Origin of the sequence: Caldimonas thermodepolymerans, from assembly GCF_015476235.1 — a bacterium.
Lineage (GTDB): Bacteria > Pseudomonadota > Gammaproteobacteria > Burkholderiales > Burkholderiaceae_C > Caldimonas > Caldimonas thermodepolymerans.
In genome coordinates, this window is the sequence record NZ_CP064338.1 from 3,801,261 (window position 1) to 3,819,407 (window position 18,147).

General features: G+C 71.9%; 21 protein-coding genes and 1 pseudogene. 16 read left to right on the forward strand and 6 right to left on the reverse strand.

Annotated features, from left to right (window positions below):
• Positions 1-573 (reverse strand): plasmid replication initiator TrfA, encoded by a 573-nt coding sequence (trfA, locus tag IS481_RS17935; RefSeq protein ID WP_198425440.1) that lies wholly within the window; start codon positions 571-573, stop codon positions 1-3.
• Positions 574-716: 143 nt separating this feature from the next.
• Here trfA and IS481_RS17940 point away from each other — a divergent pair, with 143 nt between their 5' ends.
• The 8 genes from IS481_RS17940 to IS481_RS17975 all read left to right on the forward strand — a co-directional run bounded on the left by IS481_RS17940 (position 717) and on the right by IS481_RS17975 (position 6,179).
• Positions 717-2,168, forward strand: coding sequence for an IS5 family transposase (locus IS481_RS17940; protein ID WP_104358529.1), 1,452 nt, complete (start codon positions 717-719; stop codon positions 2,166-2,168).
• A gap of 100 nt (positions 2,169-2,268) precedes the next feature.
• Complete coding sequence (locus IS481_RS17945; protein WP_146079558.1) at positions 2,269-2,601, forward strand: hypothetical protein; 333 nt, start codon at positions 2,269-2,271, stop codon at positions 2,599-2,601.
• Positions 2,602-2,715: 114 nt separating this feature from the next.
• Positions 2,716-3,153, forward strand: coding sequence for a hypothetical protein (locus IS481_RS17950; RefSeq protein ID WP_146079559.1), 438 nt, complete (start codon positions 2,716-2,718; stop codon positions 3,151-3,153).
• A 157-nt stretch (positions 3,154-3,310) separates the two neighbouring features.
• On the forward strand, positions 3,311-3,787 hold the full coding sequence (locus IS481_RS17955; RefSeq protein ID WP_104358532.1) for an AAC(3)-I family aminoglycoside N-acetyltransferase: 477 nt from the start codon (positions 3,311-3,313) through the stop codon (positions 3,785-3,787).
• 92 nt (positions 3,788-3,879) lie between these two features.
• Positions 3,880-4,227, forward strand: a complete 348-nt coding sequence (locus tag IS481_RS17960; RefSeq protein ID WP_104358533.1) for a hypothetical protein — start codon at positions 3,880-3,882, stop codon at positions 4,225-4,227.
• 117 nt (positions 4,228-4,344) lie between these two features.
• Positions 4,345-4,905: a dihydrofolate reductase family protein gene (locus IS481_RS17965; RefSeq protein ID WP_104358534.1), complete on the forward strand. Its 561-nt coding sequence runs from the start codon at positions 4,345-4,347 to the stop codon at positions 4,903-4,905.
• Positions 4,902-5,162: a hypothetical protein gene (locus IS481_RS17970; RefSeq protein WP_104358535.1), complete on the forward strand. Its 261-nt coding sequence runs from the start codon at positions 4,902-4,904 to the stop codon at positions 5,160-5,162. Before IS481_RS17965 ends, IS481_RS17970 begins: the two co-directional genes overlap by 4 nt.
• A gap of 252 nt (positions 5,163-5,414) precedes the next feature.
• A complete protein-coding gene (locus IS481_RS17975) occupies positions 5,415-6,179 on the forward strand; it encodes a TSUP family transporter (protein WP_104358536.1) in 765 nt (254 codons plus the stop codon).
• A 7-nt stretch (positions 6,180-6,186) separates the two neighbouring features.
• On the opposite strand, the gene IS481_RS17980 is transcribed toward IS481_RS17975, so the two are convergent.
• The gene (locus IS481_RS17980; RefSeq protein ID WP_104358537.1) at positions 6,187-6,978 is read right to left on the reverse strand and encodes an enoyl-CoA hydratase/isomerase family protein; all 792 of its coding nucleotides are present in this window, start codon (positions 6,976-6,978) and stop codon (positions 6,187-6,189) included.
• 152 nt (positions 6,979-7,130) lie between these two features.
• Positions 7,131-8,048 (reverse strand): LysR family transcriptional regulator, encoded by a 918-nt coding sequence (locus tag IS481_RS17985; RefSeq protein ID WP_104358538.1) that lies wholly within the window; start codon positions 8,046-8,048, stop codon positions 7,131-7,133.
• A gap of 118 nt (positions 8,049-8,166) precedes the next feature.
• Between IS481_RS17985 and IS481_RS17990 the strand changes: the two genes are divergently transcribed.
• The 4 genes and pseudogenes from IS481_RS17990 to IS481_RS18005 all read left to right on the forward strand — a co-directional run bounded on the left by IS481_RS17990 (position 8,167) and on the right by IS481_RS18005 (position 11,264).
• Positions 8,167-8,808 (forward strand): glutathione S-transferase family protein, encoded by a 642-nt coding sequence (locus IS481_RS17990; protein WP_104358539.1) that lies wholly within the window; start codon positions 8,167-8,169, stop codon positions 8,806-8,808.
• Between the two features lie 10 nt (positions 8,809-8,818).
• Positions 8,819-9,802, forward strand: a pseudogene (locus tag IS481_RS17995) (flavin-nucleotide-binding protein).
• A 239-nt stretch (positions 9,803-10,041) separates the two neighbouring features.
• Positions 10,042-10,494, forward strand: a complete 453-nt coding sequence (locus tag IS481_RS18000) for a hypothetical protein (protein ID WP_104358540.1) — start codon at positions 10,042-10,044, stop codon at positions 10,492-10,494.
• Positions 10,495-10,589: 95 nt separating this feature from the next.
• Positions 10,590-11,264, forward strand: a complete 675-nt coding sequence (locus tag IS481_RS18005; protein ID WP_104358591.1) for a response regulator — start codon at positions 10,590-10,592, stop codon at positions 11,262-11,264.
• 15 nt (positions 11,265-11,279) lie between these two features.
• On the opposite strand, the gene IS481_RS18010 is transcribed toward IS481_RS18005, so the two are convergent.
• From IS481_RS18010 to IS481_RS18020, 3 genes are all read right to left on the reverse strand, one after another.
• Positions 11,280-11,768, reverse strand: coding sequence for a response regulator (locus IS481_RS18010; protein WP_104358541.1), 489 nt, complete (start codon positions 11,766-11,768; stop codon positions 11,280-11,282).
• A 165-nt stretch (positions 11,769-11,933) separates the two neighbouring features.
• Positions 11,934-12,980 (reverse strand): phytanoyl-CoA dioxygenase family protein, encoded by a 1,047-nt coding sequence (locus tag IS481_RS18015; RefSeq protein WP_104358542.1) that lies wholly within the window; start codon positions 12,978-12,980, stop codon positions 11,934-11,936.
• A 112-nt stretch (positions 12,981-13,092) separates the two neighbouring features.
• A complete protein-coding gene (locus IS481_RS18020) occupies positions 13,093-13,395 on the reverse strand; it encodes a hypothetical protein (protein WP_104358543.1) in 303 nt (100 codons plus the stop codon).
• Between the two features lie 280 nt (positions 13,396-13,675).
• Here IS481_RS18020 and IS481_RS18025 point away from each other — a divergent pair, with 280 nt between their 5' ends.
• From IS481_RS18025 to otsA, 4 genes are all read left to right on the forward strand, one after another.
• A complete protein-coding gene (locus IS481_RS18025; protein WP_104358544.1) occupies positions 13,676-13,927 on the forward strand; it encodes a DUF2061 domain-containing protein in 252 nt (83 codons plus the stop codon).
• Between the two features lie 35 nt (positions 13,928-13,962).
• Positions 13,963-14,742, forward strand: coding sequence for a trehalose-phosphatase (gene otsB / locus IS481_RS18030; protein ID WP_104358545.1), 780 nt, complete (start codon positions 13,963-13,965; stop codon positions 14,740-14,742).
• 120 nt (positions 14,743-14,862) lie between these two features.
• Positions 14,863-16,665: a glycoside hydrolase family 15 protein gene (locus tag IS481_RS18035; protein ID WP_232529376.1), complete on the forward strand. Its 1,803-nt coding sequence runs from the start codon at positions 14,863-14,865 to the stop codon at positions 16,663-16,665.
• A 91-nt stretch (positions 16,666-16,756) separates the two neighbouring features.
• Positions 16,757-18,136, forward strand: coding sequence for an alpha,alpha-trehalose-phosphate synthase (UDP-forming) (gene otsA / locus IS481_RS18040; RefSeq protein ID WP_104358547.1), 1,380 nt, complete (start codon positions 16,757-16,759; stop codon positions 18,134-18,136).
• The last annotated feature ends 11 nt before the right edge of the window (positions 18,137-18,147 follow it).

An 18,147-nucleotide genomic window follows, 5' to 3' on the forward strand; every position in this document is an offset into this window, starting at 1 on the left:
TTATAGGGAGCAAAACTGCTGCATAACACCGACGGCTGTCTCCCTAACACCGGCGGCTCGATCGGGCGTAAAGCCGCGCCCAGCCTGCGTTTCCAGGCATTGACTGGATGTTTGTACAGTACTAAATTTCATGCAAATTGGCGCAACGTTCGTACCACGCACTTTGCCTGTGCGCGCGGGCGTGGGCAATCCCCCCCGAAAGGGGCTACCGCAGAGCCGGTGCAGCGTCTCGATCTTGATCGGGAACGGCTTGGCGTGGCTGGCGTAGAAGCCATGCAGCCACTGCGCGAGCTGGTGGCCGTCCAGCGCATGGCGCACGGCCCATTCCACCTGCGTGAACTGGTCGGCGGCGAACAGCGGGCGCAGCTTCTCGTCCAGCTCGATGACCCACTCCTGCGTTTCCTCGTCCTTCGCCGCGAAGCGAATCAGGCCGCCGATGTAGGTGAGCGGCCCTGCTTGACGGTCACGGCATTGGCTACAAGCCGCTCGATGCGCGTTTGCAGGGTCGCCCGGTTCTTGCCGGTGTCGGTCTTGCCCATGAGCTTCAGTAGGGCGTAGGACGTGACGCGGCACCGACTGCCCAGCTCCTGAGTCAGCCCTGCAAAACGCCCTGAAGCCGCATGGACACTGAGTTGGTGAGGTGATGTTGCGGGGTTGGAACTCCCGAAGATGAATCGGCTCGATGCGAATTTCTGGGAGTTTGGAGACGGATTTCGATGAGCACGCCGGACTTTTTCCGCGCCCGACTGGACCAGATGATCGACCTGCGCCACCCGCTGGCGGTGCTGGCCACGCGCATGCCGTGGCAGCAGATCGAAGCGAGCGTGGCGCCGCTGCTGGCGCGCAAGGACCGGCGCGGGCGCAGCATCGAAGGTGCAGACCTGTTCGGCCCCACGCTGCAGGTGGTCGGCGCAGGCGTGAGCGCGGCAGGCCGCCCGCGCCTGGCGATCCGCTTGATGGTGTCGCTGCTGTACCTGAAGCATGCCTATGGCCTGAGCGACGAGGCCGTGGTCGAGCGCTGGGCCGAGAACGTGGTGTGGCAGTTCTTCAGCGGGCAGGAGTACTACGAGCCGCGCCTGCCGTGCGATGCCACGCAGATCGGGCGCTTCAGGCGGGTGCTGGGCGAGGCCGGCGTGGAGGAGTTGCTGGCCAAGACGATCGAGGCGGCCGTGCAGATGCAGGCGGTGCGCAAGAGCGAACTGCAGCGGGTGATCGTGGACACCACGGTGCAGGAGAAGGCGGTGGCCTATCCCACCGACAGCCGGCTGCTGGAAGTGGCGCGGGCCAAGGCGGTGCAACTGGCGCAGCGCGCCGGGCTGCGGCTGAAGCAGACCTTCGAGCGCGAGGGCCGCAGCCTGCGCCGGCGTGCCGGCGGCTATGCGCACGCCAAGCAGTTCAAGCGGCTGCGCCGGGTGCTCAAGCGCCAGCGCACCGTGCTCGGGCGCGTGCTGCGCGACGTGCAACGCCGCCTGCTGGCAGCGCCGCAAGACGTGCGTGATCGCCTGCAGCCATGGCTGGATCGCGCCGAGCGCATCCGCTCGCAGCGCCCCAAGGACAAGCACAAGCTGTACGCGCTGCATGCGCCGGAGGTCGAGTGCATCGGCAAGGGCAAGGCCCGCCAGCCCTACGAGTTCGGCGTGAAGGTCAGCGTGGCCGTCACGGCCAAACAGGGCTTGATGGTCGGTGCGCGCAGCCTGCCGGGCAACCCCTACGACGGCCACACGCTGGCCGAGCAACTGGAGCAGACCACCGTCTTGCTGCAGGACCTGGGCGTCAAGCCGCACACGGCCATCGTCGACCTGGGCTACCGGGGGGCGGATGCCGACATTGGCGCGGTGACATTGATCCATCGCGGCAAGAGCCGCTCGCTCACGCGCAGCCAGCGGCGCTGGCTGAAGCGGCGTCAGGCGGTCGAGCCGGCCATCGGGCATGCCAAGCACGATCACGGCATGAAGCGCTGCTGGCTCAAGGGCGCTGAGGGTGACGCGCTGCATGCGGTGTTGTGCGCAGCCGGCTTCAACATCCGCTGGCTGCTGCGTGCCATCGCCCGGCGGGGCATTGCTCCAGCCTTTTTGCGCTCGCTTTGGCTGCTGTCAGCGCTCGCAGCGTCCGCGAGTCGACTCGCTACTCTTGCACGTCCGGCGCTTCTCGTCGGCGCCGCGAGATGAATTTTGCAGGGCCGACTACGTCGCTGTTCCGACGGACGCCAGGCTCGACCGTCTCGCCCCACACGAGCGCCTGTACATCGGCACCCAGACCCAGGACCTCATGTTCCGTGGCGACGGCCTCGCCGGCGACAACTTCCACCACGCAGACATGCGGCGAGGGCGAGGAGCCGACAACCTGGAGGCCTACCTGCGCCACGACGGCGAGGTGAAGGTCTACCGCATCGCGACCATCGACATCCACGCCCTCGCGAAGGCGGATCCCGAGCTGCACCTGCTCCATCTGCTGATGCAGCAGCCGCTCCCGCGCCGTGCCCACCAGGGCTGGTGGCTGGAGCAATACGTCCTTCACCACGAGCATCCCTCGTGGCGCTGGAACCAGCAGGGCGCGGCTTCGAGCGTGGCGAGATGGCTGTCCAACCCGCCCCCTCCCTGAAGGGAGCCTTTCCGCTTCCCGGAGCCGCGTGAAGCCTGCGCGGCGGGCCGGGCCCGGCCTGGGGTCGGGTTACAGTGCGAAGGTTTTGCTGCACAGGCTTTCCGGGTACTTCACATGAGAACCAAGCACTGGGCCGCACCGCTGGTGGCCGCGGCCACTGCCCTGATGTGCCATGCGGCCCAAGCGCAGATGCACATGGTGGTCGAGGCGACGGCCAAGGATGTCATCGGCAGCCGGCTGGCCTTCGCGGTCAAGGAGCGGGTCCGGACCTCGGCCGGCTTCAAGCTGGTCGGCACGCGCGAGGACGCGCTGTTTCGCATGTCCCTCGTGACGCTGGACGACAAGGGCGGCTACTTCACGGTCTACTCGGCAGTGTTCTCGGCCTGGCAGCCGCAGACCGGCACCTGGACCTACCTCGACAACCTCGTCGGCACCTGCGGCACCAGCCGCATCGCCGAATGCGCCGACAGCCTGGTGGCCAGTGCCGACCAGGTGGCGGAAGAGCCACGGGCGTTCTACCGGGCCTACTTCAGCAAGGAAGGCCGCCGGTAAGCGACCCGGTCGGCGGCGGCGCCAGCGGTCCGGCGCCGTGGCGGACCGCTGCATGGAGCGCCACGCACGCGCTCCATGGGCACCGCGCGCCGGTGCACGCAGGCGTAGCATGGCCCCACACGCTGCCGCGCCCGGCAGCCGCAACGAGGAGACGCCCATGCCCGAGCCGCGCGACTTCGAGGTGCAGGTGCTCACGCGCCACGACGTCGGCACGATGCGCAGGATGCTCGCCCTGTTCGGCGAGGTGTTCGAGGACCGCAGGACCTACACCTCGGCCCAGCCCGACGACCCGTACCTCGCCGCCCTGCTGGCCAGCCCCACCTTCATCGCGATCGCCGCGCGGCAGCAGGACGCGGTGATCGGCGGGCTGGCCGCCTACGTGCTGCCCAAGTTCGAGCAAGCCCGCAAGGAGGTCTACCTGTACGACCTGGCCGTGGCCGCCGCGCATCGCCGCCGGGGCGTGGCCACCGCGCTGATCGAGGCGTTGCGGCGCGTCGCGCGCGACATCGGCGCCTGGGTCATCTACGTGCAGGCCGACCGCGGGGACGACCCGGCGATCGCGCTGTACGGCCGGCTGGGCGTGCGGGAAGACGTGCTGCACTTCGACATCGCGCCCGCGGGAGGCGGGCACTGAATCCACCGGCCGTGGAGAGGCCCAGGGGGATAGCTCCTGGCTATCCCGGCGATGCCTTGCACCCCGCCGCGTGCCCCGCGACACTGCCGGACATGCATTTCGTCTACGTCAAGGTCCCGCAGCGTCGGCACGCCACGCCCGACCTCGAGGACCTGCACAACGCGCTGCAGCTGGCGCTCGACCAGGCCCAGGCCGGCGGCATCCTCGGCTGGGGCACGTCGCTGCCTGCGGCCGAAGCGGCGGCAGGGGCACCGGGCAGCTTCCATCGCATCGACATCGAGCTGCAGGTGCTGCGCGAGGCGCTGTCCCGGCTCGGGGCGCCCGCCGGCACCGAGCTGCACTACACGCAGGACGGCACGGCCTGGCAGCAGTCGCTCTCGGTGCAGGGCTGGAGCGCGCCCATGCCCGGCAGCGGCACGCACCGCCCGCCCGACCGCTGACCGAGCGGGGTGGCCACCCCGGGGCGGGCGGGGGCGTTCGTGCAGCGCGGCCGGGGCCGACTACCATGCGCGACGCACCCGGTCGACTCGCACGCACGCCCGCGCGGCGCCCCGCCCATGAAGACCCAGTACTACACCGCCACCAGCCTGGACGGGTTCCTCGCCACCGAGGACGACTCGCTCGACTGGCTGTTCCCGCTCGGCGACCTCAACGCCTCCAGCTACCCCGAGTTCATCGCCGGCGTCGGCGCGCTCGCGATGGGCGCCTCGACCTACGAGTGGATGCTGCGCCATGCCGAGCGGGTGGCTGCCGAGGCGGGGGCGCCGTGGCCCTACACGCAGCCGGCCTGGGTGTTCACGCACCGCGAGCTGCCGCGCATCGACGGCGCGCAGCTGCACTTCGTGCAGGGCGACGTGCGCGCGGTGCATGCGCAGATGCGCGCCCGCGCGGGCGGCCGGAACCTCTGGATCGTGGGCGGCGGCGACCTGGCCGGGCAGTTCCACGACGCGGGGCTGCTGGACGAACTGATCGTGCAGGTGGGCTCGGTCACGCTCGGGCGCGGCAAGCCGTTGTTCCCGCGCCGGCTGCCGAGCTCGACGCTGCGGCTGCAATCGGTGCGGCAGCTCGGCACCGGCATGGTGGAACTGCGCTATCACGTGCACCGGGAAGGACGATGACGACGCAGGCGATCCGCCGGGCGCTGGCGGTCGGCGTAGCCGTCGCCGGACGGCTGACCGCGCCGTCCCGGGATCCGGAGCACGACGCAGGGCTCGCCCGCCAGCCCACCCGGCTGCCCCTGCCGGGCACCCGGGCCGGCGGGGTGCTGGGCCTGCTGTCCGTCGTGGTGCGGCAACGCCGCGGCCGGGACGATCGGCGCGCCTTCTCATGGATTGAAAACGCACCCGGGATCCAGCGGGATTTTGGCCACCGTTGAGGTGTTTTTCACCGAAAAAGCGCTGGAAAACCCCTAGTGTCACGCCGCGCCATCCGTCCTACAGTCTCGTCACTCGCAGCGGGCGCACCTTACAAACGGTGACCGGGCCCGCGATGGGGCGGGGACTGAGGAGACACAGAAAACCAGAACAGACTGCGTGACCGAATAACGAATGTCACAATTCACGGGCGCTGGCCACAAGCCAGCGCCCTTTGCTTTTGCCCTCGCCTTTTCCGTCCCGCCTTTTCTCCCATGTTCGAGTTCGCGACCGTCACGCTGGCGTCCCTGTTTGCCGGGTTCATCGACGCCATCGTGGGCGGCGGCGGGCTGATCCTGGTGCCGGCCCTGTTCAGCGTGTTCCCGAACGCGGCACCGGCCACGCTGTTCGGCACCAACAAGGGCGCTTCCGTGTGGGGCACGGCCTGGGCCACCGGGCAGTACGCGCGGCGCGTGCAGATGGCGTGGTCGGCACTGCTGCCGGCGGCGGTCGCGGCGCTGGCCGGCAGCGCGCTGGGTGCCTGGGCCGTGACGCTGGTGCCGCCCACCGGCCTGCGCAAGGCGCTGCCCTTCATCCTGCTGGCGGTATTCCTCTACACGCTGATGCGGAAGGACCTGGGGCGCGAGCACCGGCGCCGCTACACCGGCGCCCCGGAAGCGGCGCTGGCCTCGCTGATCGGGCTGGTGATCGGCTTCTACGACGGCTTCTTCGGCCCGGGCACCGGCAGCTTCTTCGTGTTCCTGTTCGTGCGCCTGCTGGGCTACGACTTCCTGCACGCGTCGGCGAGCGCCAAGCTGCTGAACACGGCGACCAACCTCTCGGCGCTGGCGCTGTTCATCAGCAAGGGCCATATCTGGTGGCACTACGCGCTGGTGATGGCGGTGGCCAACGTCGCGGGCAGCCTGCTGGGCACGCGGCTCGCGCTCAAGCACGGCGCGGGCTTCGTGCGCGCGGTGTTCATGGTGGTGGTGGGCGCGCTGATCCTGAAGACCGGCTACGACGCCTACCGGCTGGGCTGAGCCCGGCTCACTCGCCGCGGAACACCGGCGGGCGGCCCTCGAGGAACGAGGTCACGCCCTCGCGGTGGTCGGCGCTCGTCGCGTAGCGGAAATGCGCCTGGCGCTCGGCCTCGCCGAACGGCAGGCCGGCCTGCAGGCGGCGCAGGGTCTGCTTGTTGATGCGCGCGGCCTGCGGGGCGAGCGCGGCGATGCGCTCCAGCGTGCGCTCGGCCTCCTGTGCCACCTCGGCGTCGGGCACCACGCGGTGCACCAGGCCGCGCTGCAGGGCGGTCGCGGCGTCCAGCAGCCGGCCCTCGAGCAGCATCTCGCGCGCGGTCGCCGCCCCGGCGGCACGCAGCACCGCGGCCAGCTCGTCCGGCGCCATCGGGAAGCCCAGCCGCGCGATCGGCGCGCCGAAGCGGCTGCCGGCGCCGGCGATGCGCAGGTCGCAGCAGGCGGCGATCTCCATGCCGCCGCCCACGCACGCCCCCTCGATCTGCGCCACCAGCGGCACGTCGCAGGCCAGCAGCGCGTGCAGCGCCGGCGCGATGGTGTGCTCGTGGTAGCGGCGCAGCGAGGCTTCCTCGAAGCGGAAGCCGGGGAACTCGGAGATGTCGGCCCCGGCCGCGAACTGCCCGCCCTCGCCCTTGAGCAGCACCGCGCGCAAGCGCGGCTCGCGCTCGGCCAGCCCGTCGAAGATCTCGCGCAGACGGTGCCACATGGCCACCGAGATCGCGTTGAGCTTGCCCGGATGCGACAGCGTCAGCACCGCCACGTCGGGCAGGCGCGGGTGGGCAGCGAAATGCAGGGTGCCGCTCATCGGTGCGAGGGCGCGCGCAGGCGCCGGTGATGGGAAAGCCCGTAGTCTAGCCAGCCAGGGGGGCGTCGCGGTCCCGGGAACCGGCGGTGCGCGCGCCGGGTTCGAGGCATGGCGGCTGCAGGCAAGCGCGGCGGCGCGCCTGAGGCACGCCGCTAGGACGGCAATGCCAGCCGCGAGTCCTGGCGCAGGCGCTCGGCCGCGAACGCGACGAAGGCGCGCACCTTGGCCGCGGCGCGCCGGCCCTCCGGGTAGACCAGGTGGATGGGGATGGGCCGCGGCTCGTACTCGGCCAGCACGATGCGCAGCGTGCCGGCCTGCACGTGCGGCGCGACCTGGTACGACAGCGCCCGCGTCAGCCCGAAGCCGGCGAGCGCAGCCTGGATGCCCACCTCGCTGCCGTTGACCTCCAGCCGCACGCGCGGCTGCACGGTCTGCGGCGGCGCCCGCTCGTCGGCGCGGAACACCCACGGCGCCGGCGCCCCGCCGGCCGGCGTGAAGCCGATCGCGTCGTGCTCGGCCAGGTCCGCCGGGGTGCGCGGCGTGCCGCGCGCGGCCAGGTAGGCGGGCGACGCCACCACCACGCGCCGCACCGCACCGACACGCACCGCGGTCAGCGAGGAATCCGGCAGCCGCGCGATGCGCACCGCCACGTCCAGCCCCTCGTCGATCAGGTTCACGACCCGGTCGACGAACACCGAGCGCACCCGCACCCGGGGATGCTGCGCCAGGAAGTCCAGCAGCAGCGGCGCCACGTACATCGGCCCGAACATCGCCGGCGCGGTGACGCCCAGCACCCCTTGCGGCTCGGCGTGCGCGCCGCCCACCGAGGCTTCGGCCTCCTCGACCTCGGCCAGGATGCGGCGGCAGTCGTCGAGGTAGCGCGCCCCGGCCTCGGTCACGCGCACCAGCCGGGTCGTGCGGTGCAGCAGCCGCACGCCCAGGTGCTGCTCCAGCGCCGCGATCGAGCGCGTGACGGCCGGCGGCGAGAGGTTGAGCTGGCGCGCCGCCGGCGCGAACCCGCCGGCATCGGCCACGGCCACGAACACCCGCATCGCTTCAAGACGGTCCATGGGAGCGGCATTCCGCGAAGCGGAATGGTGAAGTGTCGATGGCGGGGATTCTGCTTGCAGTCCGTGCTGAATAAGCTGACCCGCTCGAACACCCCTGCACCGAGAAAGGAGGCCGTCGATGCACACTGCCGCACGCCCCGAACAGCCGATCCGGCTGTACCGCTTCCGCTATTCCGGGCACTCGCACCGCGCCGAGCTGTTCCTGTCGCTGCTCGGCCTGCCCTACGAGCCGGTCGACGTGGACCTGGTGCGCGGCGCGCACCGCCAGCCGGACTTCCTCGAGCGCAACCCGTTCGGCCAGGTGCCGGTGATCGAGGACGGCGCGCTGACGCTGGCCGACAGCAATGCGATCCTGGTCTACCTCGCGCGCCGCTACGACGCGACCGGCCGCTGGCTGCCCGCCGACCCGGTGCTGGAGGCACAGGTGCAGCGCTGGTTCAGCGTCGCGGCCGGCCCGCTGGTCAACGGCCCGGGCAACGCGCGGGTGGCGCGCCTGTTCGGCCGGCCGCACGACCCGCGCACGCAGGAGACCGCGCAGCGCCTGTTCGGCGTGATGGAGCAGCACCTGGGCGAGCGCGAGGTGCTGGTCGGCACGCACCACACGCTGGCGGACCTGGCGGTGTACACCTACACCGCGCACGCACCGGAAGGCGACATCCCGCTCGACCCCTACCCCTGCATCCGCCGCTGGCTGCAGGGCATCGAGGCCCTGCCCGGCTTCGTCCCGATGCCGCGCCCGCCGGCGCGCGCCGGCCGCTGAGGAGGCCGCGATGAACCCGTCCGCCCTGCCCGGCCGGCCGCATGCCGAGGATCCCTTCCACGCCGGCGAGCGCGAACTGCAGGCCCGCGCCGGCGTGCGTGAACGCCTGGCCGAGATCGGCCGCCGGGTGATCCGCGATCACATGCCGGACCAGCACCGCGAGCTGTTCGGCAAGCTGCCCTTCCTCGTGGCCGGCAGCCTGGACGAAGCCGGCCGCCCCTGGGCCTCGCTGCTGGCGGGCACCCCCGGCTTCGTCACGACGCCGGACGCGCGCACCCTGCACGTGGGCGCGCTGCCGCAGCCGGACGACCCGCTGGCACGGCAGCTGGCCATCGGGCAGCCGCTCGGACTGCTGGGCATCGAGCTGCCGACGCGCCGGCGCAACCGCGTCAACGGGCGCGTCCGCGCGCTGGACGCCGGGGGCATCACGGTGGCCGTGGAGCAGAGCTTCGGCAACTGCGCGCAGTACATCCAGGCGCGTTCGCCGCTGCCGCGTGCCGCGCCGCCGCGCGAGGCGCCTGCCCGGGTGGAACGCGAAGGCGCGCGCCTGGGCGAGCGGGCGCGGGCGCTGGTCGCCGGCGCCGACACCCTGTTCATCGCCACCGCCGCCGCGGGCGGGGCGGACGTCTCGCACCGCGGCGGGCGGCCCGGCTTCGTGCGGGTCGACGAGCGCGGCGGACGCACCGTGCTCACCCTGCCGGACTTCCGCGGCAACCACTTCTTCAACACGCTGGGCAACATCGCGCTGCACCCGCGCGCGGGGCTGTCGTTCGTCGACTTCGAGCGCGGCGACCTGCTGTTGTTGACCGGGCGCGCGTAGATCGTCTGGGACGGCCCGGAAGTGCAGGCCTGCGCCGGCGCGCTGCGGCTGCTGCGCGTGGAGGTCGAGCAGGGCCTGTGGCTCGCCTCGGCCCTGCCCTGGGCCTGGTCGGCACCGGAACCGGCGCCCCAGCTGCAAGCCACCGGGACCTGGGAGGCGCCGCACCGTTCGTGACGCATTCCACGGTTTGCCGATACTTTTTGCTTTCCCTCACACCCAAACTTACCGGCCATCCGCGACCCGCCTGGCCGTGCAGGCCGCCGGCCAGGCGCCCCCGCGGCGAGGCGCGGCTGGCACGTGATCTGCCCCGGTGCGCAAGTTCGTGCCCACTCGCACCGCCTGCCGCCGGTTCCGGCATCGGCCTTGCTGAAGTGCTCCCGCCGCACCGCCAGGCAACCGCAGGGAGCACGACGATGGCTGAGGACGACCTCGAAGTTCTGCTGACGGCAGGCATGCTGCTGCTGATGCCGGTCATCGCGACCTACTACTGGCGCGACAACCGGGCCATCTCCTGGGGCGCGCTCGGGCTGTGCCTGCTGATCCCGGAAGCGGCCAGCGAGCGGCCCGACGCCTCCGTGCTGCACACCATCATGGTCACCACCGCGCTGGCCGTGGTGCTGCAGCTGATGATCGACGCGCTGAAGGAACGCCGGCAGGCGCCCGACGACGCCGGGCGGCGCACCGCCTCGCCCGAGGAAGGCGACGAGGCCACACCCGGGCCGGCGCCCGACGCCCGAGCCCCGGCGGTGCCGCCGGAGCTGGCGCCGCCTTACGCCCCGACGCTGCAGGTGCGCCACGGTCCGGCCGGGGAGCCGCCGGCGGCCCCCTGGTCCGCCCGGCCCGGCCACCGGAAGTGGCGTCCTTGAGCGCGCGTGCCCCCGGCGGCGCGCTGGCCCCCACCGCCCCGGCGCCCTGGCCGCCCTGCCCCGTGGCGGACCCCTACCCTCACCCCGGCCACGGCATCCACCACATCCTGCTGCTGGAGGACATCCCGCAGGTGCGGCAATGGCTCAAGGGACTGGTCGCGGAGCTGTTTCCGCAGGCCCTGGTCACCGAGTGCGCGCGGGTGCGCGAGGCGCTGGAGCACATCACGCTGACGCGCTTCGAGCTGGCATTGCTGGACCTGGGCCTGCCCGACGGCTCGGGGCTGGAGGTGGTGGCGGCGCTGCAGGTGGCCCAGCCGAACGCGCGCTCGGTGGTCGTGACCATCCATGCCGAGGACGACTGCCTGCTCCCGGCGCTGCAGGCCGGCGCCTTCGGCTACCTGCTGAAGGACCAGACGCACGACGAGATGGCAGCGCAGCTGCAGCGCATCACCAACGGCGAGCCGCCGCTGACGCCCTCGGTGGCGCGGCGCGTGATCGCGCATGTCGCGGCCTACCGGCAGGCGCGCCAGGCAGCCCCCGGGCCGGCGCTGCCCGAGGTGCGGCTGACCGAGCGCGAATCCGACGTGCTGCTGCGCGTGGCCAAGGGCTACACGCTGCCCGAGATCGCGCAGCAGCTGGGCCTGTCGCGCCACACCATCTCGGACTACCTGAAGAACGTCTATCGCAAGCTCAATGTCTCTTCGCGCGCCGAGGCGGCGCTGGAGGCGCAACGGCTGGGCCTGTTCCGGCCCGCGGCGCGCACGCCGTGAGGGCGGCACGCAAGGCTAGTGCTGCTGGCGCCGGGCGATGGCACGCATCACCAGGTGGCACAGGCTGGCGCTGTCGACCGGCTTGGACAGGTGATGGTCGAAGCCCACGCGCCGCGCCTCGGCCTTGTCGCATTCGCTGGTCAGCGCGGTGAGCGCGACCAGCATCGGCGTGTGCTCGGGCAGTTCGCGGCGCAGCCGCTCGGCAAGCTGGTAGCCGTCCATCACCGGCATCGAGATGTCCAGCACCGCCATGTCGGGCTGGAACGCGACCGCCTCGCTCGCCCCCTGCTGGCCGTCGTAGGCCACGCGGGTCTCGCAGGCCAGCAGCCCGAACAGCATCGCCAGGCTGTCGGCCGCGTCGCGGTTGTCGTCGACGATCAGCACGCGCAGCCGTTGGTCGACCTGGGTGCGTCGGGACTTGGCCCCCACTCCCGGGGTCGTCGCCCCCCCGCTGCCGCGCGGTGGCATCTCGTCCTGGGAAGGGTTGCTGGACTGCCGGTTCATGTGTGGGTCGTAAGTCTTGCCGGCCGGGCTGTCCTTCTTACGGAAGACGGCCCGTGCCTGCCGGAACGCGGGCGCTGGCACGCTGGAGAAGCAAGGAGCGGTCCCGCCCTGCGGCCTGCAGCACCCGGAGGCATCAGGGCAGTGGCAGGACTCGTGCCCGCGGGCTCAGCGGCGCGCCACGACCGGCGGGGCATCGGGTGTGAGCAGGCCGGCGTCCTGCCAGGGGCTGCGCTTGCCGAACCAGCGCTCGCGCCGGTCCAGCGCCGCCCAGTACAGCGGCGCGCGGCGCTCGGCGATGCCGGGCCAGGACAGCGGATCCAGCCCCGTCCAGGGCAGGAAGGGGTTGCGCCGCCCGTAGCCCCACAGCTCGATGCGCAGCGCCGGCTTCAGCGACGGGCCGCGCGCATGGAAACCAAAGGTGTCGGCGACCACCAGCGTGTTGGCCGGCACCGCGAACAGCTTGGGCTCGGGCAGGCCCAGCGAGGACAGCGCATCGGCGCGGATGCGGAACGAGCCGCGCGAGGTGAGCCGGTCGGCCGAGCGTGCCACCAGGCTCATCTCGCGCTCCCAGGCCAGGCGCTCGGGCGTGAGCCGGTGCGAGCCCGGCACGTAGCTGAACGGGCCGGCGTCGGCCTCCACGTCGGTCAGGAAGTACCAGGCCTTGACCGTCGGGTGGAAGGTGTCGGCGTGCAGGTGGGTCTGCGGGTCGGGCGGCGCCTGGACGACCTTGGACAGGATGGACTGCACGTAGGTCACCGGCTCCTGGTCGAAGCTGCCGACGTAGCGCGTCAGTCCCCGCCACAGCGGCGCGTCGACGATCTCGCGCACCTCGGGCACGGCGCGCAGGAATGCCGGGTCGAGCGCGATGCGGCGGGTGATCGTGTCGCCCTGCACCATCTCGCGCGCCGGGGCGCGGTGCGCCAGCACGCGCTCGCGCAGGCGCTCGAAGGCCGTGCGGGGCAGCACGTCGTGGCGGATCACGAAGCCGTCGCGCTCGAACGCGGCACGGTCCTCGGGGCTGACCAGCGCCGCCAGCCGCGCGCGCCGGCGCTCGGCCAGCGCGTGGGCCGCGCGCACGCGCTTCTCGTGCAGCCCCCACTCGTTGAGCCGGCGCGAGCCGATCAGCGGGTTGTCACAAAAGGACTTGGCGCCGGTGAACAGCGCCAGCGCGTGCAGCGGGGCCAGGGCGATGTGTTTCAGGGAAGCGGTCATGCCGGAACGGAACGGGTCAACACCCGCTACGGTAGCAGGTCGCGACCCGTCCGGGACCGGGGTGCCGTCAACCGGCGGCCCGGCGCCGTGCGATGGCACGCCGCGCGGGGCGTCAGCGCAGCCGCCCGATGTAGCGCTGCTCGAGGCGCTCGCGGGCCGTGCGCGGGTCGTCCGCGCGCGGTGCCGGCGCGGGCGGCGGTGGCGGCGGCGGGGGAGCCAGCGGCTTGAGCGCCAGCTCCAGGCGCCCCGCCCAGTCGGCCAGCTCGGCGTCGTCCTGCTCGCGGCACAGGCGCACGATCGCGCGGCCGTACTCGAGGTTGCAGGCCATCCACTCGGTGTCGGTCACGCGCCCGAGCTTGCGCCGCAGCAGCACATGGAGGTGGGCTGCAATCGCCAGCCGCTGGGATTCGTTCATCGCGGAAGTCCTTCACTGCGTCACACGGGACGGCCGACCCCGTTGCACCTCGCGTGCCAGCGCCCGGGCCCGGCCGCAGCCGCCGGCGCGGCCGCTGCGCGCACATCCGGCCCTGCCGTGGCGCGCCCCGGGCCTCCCCGGCTGCGCCTGGCGCACGCGTGCACCGGAGACGTGCCGCTATGCCGGCCATAGCGACGCCCGATTGGATGCAAATGAGAATTAGTCGCAAACTATCCAGCAACGACGTCCGGGACATCGACAGGAACCAGAGGATTTCATCATGGCCAAGACCGCAGCTTTCGGCGTCATGCACCTGGGCATCGCGTTCGCGGTCAGCTACGCGCTGACCGGCAGCGCGGCCATCAGCGGCCTCATCACCATCGTCGAGCCGCTGTGCAACACCGTGGCGCACTACTTCTTCGACAAGTACTGGGGCGACCCCCGCCTCGTGACCCTGTTGCGGCGCCAGCTGCCGCGTGCCCTGCGCCCCGTGGTGCGCCCGGTGCGCCGCACGGCGTCGGCCCCGGTCTGACGCCCGGCCGGCAGGTTTTGCCTTAGAGTCGGGCCATGCCGCATCGCCCGACGACCGAGGTCCTGCCCCCCCTCTCCGCCGACGTCGCGCTGTTTCTCGACTTCGACGGCACCCTGGCCGAGATCGCGCCCCGGCCGGATGCCGTGAGCGTCCCGCCCGGCCTGATCGACACCCTGCAGCGGCTGCGCCACGCGCTCGACGGCGCGCTGGCCGTGGTCTCCGGCCGGCCGCTCGCGCAGCTCGACGAACTGCTGCACCCGCTGCGCCTGCCGCTGGCCGGCGTGCACGGCGTGCAGCGCCGCAGCGCCGACGACCAGGTGCAGCAGCTGGCCGCCGCAGCCCTCGAGGATGTGCGGGCCGCCGTGCAGGCGCTCGCCGCGCGGCTGCCCGGGCTGCTGGTCGAGCACAAGCCCGGGGCGGTCGCGCTGCACTACCGCCAGGCACCCGAGTCCGGGCCGCAGGCCGAGGCGGCGCTGCGCGAGCTGCTCGCCGAGCGGCCGCAGCTGGCGCTGCTGCACGGCAAAATGGTGCTCGAGGTCAAACCCGCGCAGGCCAGCAAGGGCCAGGCGATCCGGGCCTTCCTGCGCGAGCCGCCCTTCCTCGGGCGCCGCCCGCTGTTCGTCGGCGACGACATGACCGACGAGGACGGCTTTGCCGCGGTGCAGGCTGCCGGCGGCCTGGGCGTCAAGATCGGCCCGGGACCGAGCGCGGCCGGCGCCCGCCTGCCTGACCCCGCGGCGCTGCGCGACTGGCTGGCGCGCTCGGCCGCCCGGCTGGCGCCGGCGTTCTCCGCCCCGCCGACGGCGGCTTCGTGATACCGTGCCTGCACGCGAGCGGGCCGGCCCGGCCCTCGCGGAGCGGCACGCCGTTGCCTGCTGGCACGGGCCTTGCGCGGCCGGTGCCCGTTTCAGGTCCATCCGACAAGAACGATGAGCATGGCCACACCTACATTGCCCAGCACCTCCACGCTGGAACTCGGCGCGATCGGCAACTGTGCCTACAGCGCGCTGGTCGACCGCTACGGCCGCATCGTCTGGTGCTGCCTGCCCCGCTTCGACGGTGACCCGGTCTTCAACGCGCTGGTCGACCCGTCCGACAACGGCGCGCTGTGGAGCTTCGAGCTGGAGGACTTCGCCCGCAGCGAGCAGTTCTACGAACCGAACACCGCGATCCTGCACACCCGCCTGTTCGACGTGCACGGCCAGGGCGTGGAGATCGTCGACTTCGCGCCGCGCTTCTACCACCGCAACCGCATGTTCCGGCCGATGACGCTGGTGCGCCGCGTCACCCCGATCGCCGGGGCGCCGCGCCTGCGCGTGGTGCTGCGCCCGCGCTTCGAGCTGGGCACGGTCAAGCCGACGCTCACGCAGGGCAGCCACCACATCCGCTACGTCGGCCCGAACCTGACCCTGCGGCTGACCACCGACGCGCCGATCAGCTACATCCTCGGCGAGACGGTGTTCGTCGCCAAGCGCCCGCTGGACTTCATCCTCGGGCCCGACGAGACGCTGGCCGAAGGCATCCACGAGGTGGCGCGCTCGTTCCAGCAGAACACCTCCGACTACTGGCGCACCTGGAGCAGCCGCCTGCACATCCCGCTGGAATGGCAGGACGACGTGATCCGCGCCGCGATCACGCTCAAGCTCTCGCTGTTCGAGGACACCGGCGCGATCATCGCCGCGATGACCACCAGCATCCCCGAGGCACCGCACAGCGGGCGCAACTGGGACTACCGCTACTGCTGGCTGCGCGACGCCTTCTTCGTCGTGCGCGCGCTCAACAGCCTGTCCGAGATCGGCACGATGGAGGACTACCTGCGCTGGCTGGGCAACGTGGTCTCGCAGGCCGCGGGCGGCCACATCAAGCCGCTGTACGGCATAGGGCTGGAGACCGAGCTGACCGAGCGCATCGTGCCGCACCTGCCCGGCTACCGCGGCATGGGGCCGGTGCGCATCGGCAACCAGGCGCACGAGCACTTCCAGCACGACGTCTACGGCAACATCATCCTCGGCGCCGCGCAGGCCTTCCACGACCGGCGCCTGCTGCGCCCGGCCGGGCTGGCCGAGTTCGAGCAGCTCGAGCGCGTCGGCGAGCAGGCCTGGCGCATCTACGACACCCCGGATGCCGGCATGTGGGAGCTGCGCACGCGCGCGCGCGTGCACACCTCCTCGGCGCTGATGAGCTGGGCCGCCTGCGACCGGCTGGCCAAGATCGCCGCACGCTTCGGCGTCACCGAGCGGGCGCGCTTCTGGCACGAGCGGGCCGACACGATACGGCAGCGCATCCTGCAGGAGGCGTGGAACGAGGAGCGCCAGGCCTTCGCCGAGAGCTTCGGCGGCCGTGACCTGGACGCCAGCGTCCTGCTGATGGCCGAAGTGGGCTTCATCGACCCGCGCGACCCGCGCTTCGTCTCGACGGTCGACGCCCTGGAGCGCACGCTGTGCGACGGCCCGTACATGCGCCGCTACGAGGCGCCGGACGACTTCGGCAAGCCGGAGACGGCATTCAACATCTGCACCTTCTGGCGCATCGACGCGCTCGCGCGCATCGGCCGCAAGGAACAGGCGCGCGAGATCTTCGAAGCGATGCTCGCGGCGCGCAACCACCTGGGGCTGCTGTCCGAGGACACGCACCCGGTGACCCGCGAGATGTGGGGCAACTTCCCCCAGACCTATTCCATGGTGGGCCTGATCAACGGCGCGGTGCGCCTGTCGGCCCCCTGGGACACGCAGATCTAGGTGGAAGCAGCGCGGGAGCGACGCGCCCGGACCGGGCGCGGGCTCCCGCATTGCTTCCGTGGACGGAAACGCGACATGAAAGGAGCGGTTGATGGCACGCGTGGTCGTGGTCTCGAACCGCCTGGCGGATCCCCGCAAGGCGGCAGCGGGCGGGCTGGCTGTCGCGCTGGGCGAAACCCTCAGTGCAACCGGCGGCCTGTGGTTCGGCTGGAGTGGCAAGGTCGTGGAGGACGGCACGCCCGGCGAAGGCGAGCTGCACCTGCAGCAGGCGGGCAACGTGACGCTGGCCACCGTGGACCTGTGCCGCGAGGACCACGACACCTACTACCTCGGCTACGCCAACCGCGTGCTGTGGCCGATGTTCCACTACCGGCTCGACCTGGCCGACTTCAACAAGCAGTCGCTGGACGGCTACCGGCGCGTCAACCGCATGTTCGCGCGCAAGCTGATGCCGCTGCTGCAGCCCGACGACCTGATCTGGATCCACGACTACCACCTGATCCCGCTGGCCGCCGAGCTGCGCTCGATGGGCTGCGGCAACCGCATCGGCTTCTTCCTGCACATCCCGCTGCCGCCGCCGCTGCTGCTGGCCGCGCTGCCCGGCCATGAATGGCTGATCCGCGCGCTGTTCGCCTACGACCTGGTGGGCTTCCAGGCCAAGGCCGACGTCGACCACTTCGAGCGCTACGTGCAGGCCGAAGCGGGTGCCGAGCTGCTCGGCGACGGGCGCTGCCGCGCCTTCAACCGCACGGTGCTGGCGCGCGCCTTCCCGATCGGCATCGACGTCGACGAGTTCTGCCAGCTCGCGCAGGGCAAGGAAGCGCGCGAGACCTACGAGACCATGCGCGAGCAGTACTCGAGGCGACGCCTGCTGATCGGCATCGACCGGCTCGACTACTCCAAGGGCCTGCCGCAGCGCATCCGCGCCTTCCAGGAGCTGCTGGCCAGCTACCCGGAGAACCGGCGCAGCGCGACGCTGATCCAGATCGCCTCGCCGACGCGCGAGAGCGTCGACGCCTACGCCGACATCCGGCGTGAGCTCGAGCACCTGTGCGGGCAGGTCAACGGCGACTACGGCGAGCTGGACTGGATGCCCGTGCGCTACATTCACCGCACCGTGGCCCGCAAGCGGCTGCCCGGGCTGTGCCGCGCCGGGCGCGTCGCGCTGGTGACGCCGCTGCGCGACGGCATGAACCTGGTGGCCAAGGAATACATCGCCGCGCAGGACCCGCAGGACCCCGGCGTGCTGGTGCTGTCGCGCTTCGCGGGCGCGGCCGAACAGCTGCGCGAGGCGCTGCTGGTCAATCCCTACGACATCGAAGGCACCGCGCAGGCCATCCAGCGGGCATTGCAGATGCCCCTGGAGGAACGCCGCGCGCGCCACCAGAAGCTGCTCGAACGCATCCGCGCGCAGGACGTGCACTGGTGGCGCCGCACCTACCTGGAAACGCTGCAGAGCGTGGAACCCTGACAACGACACCT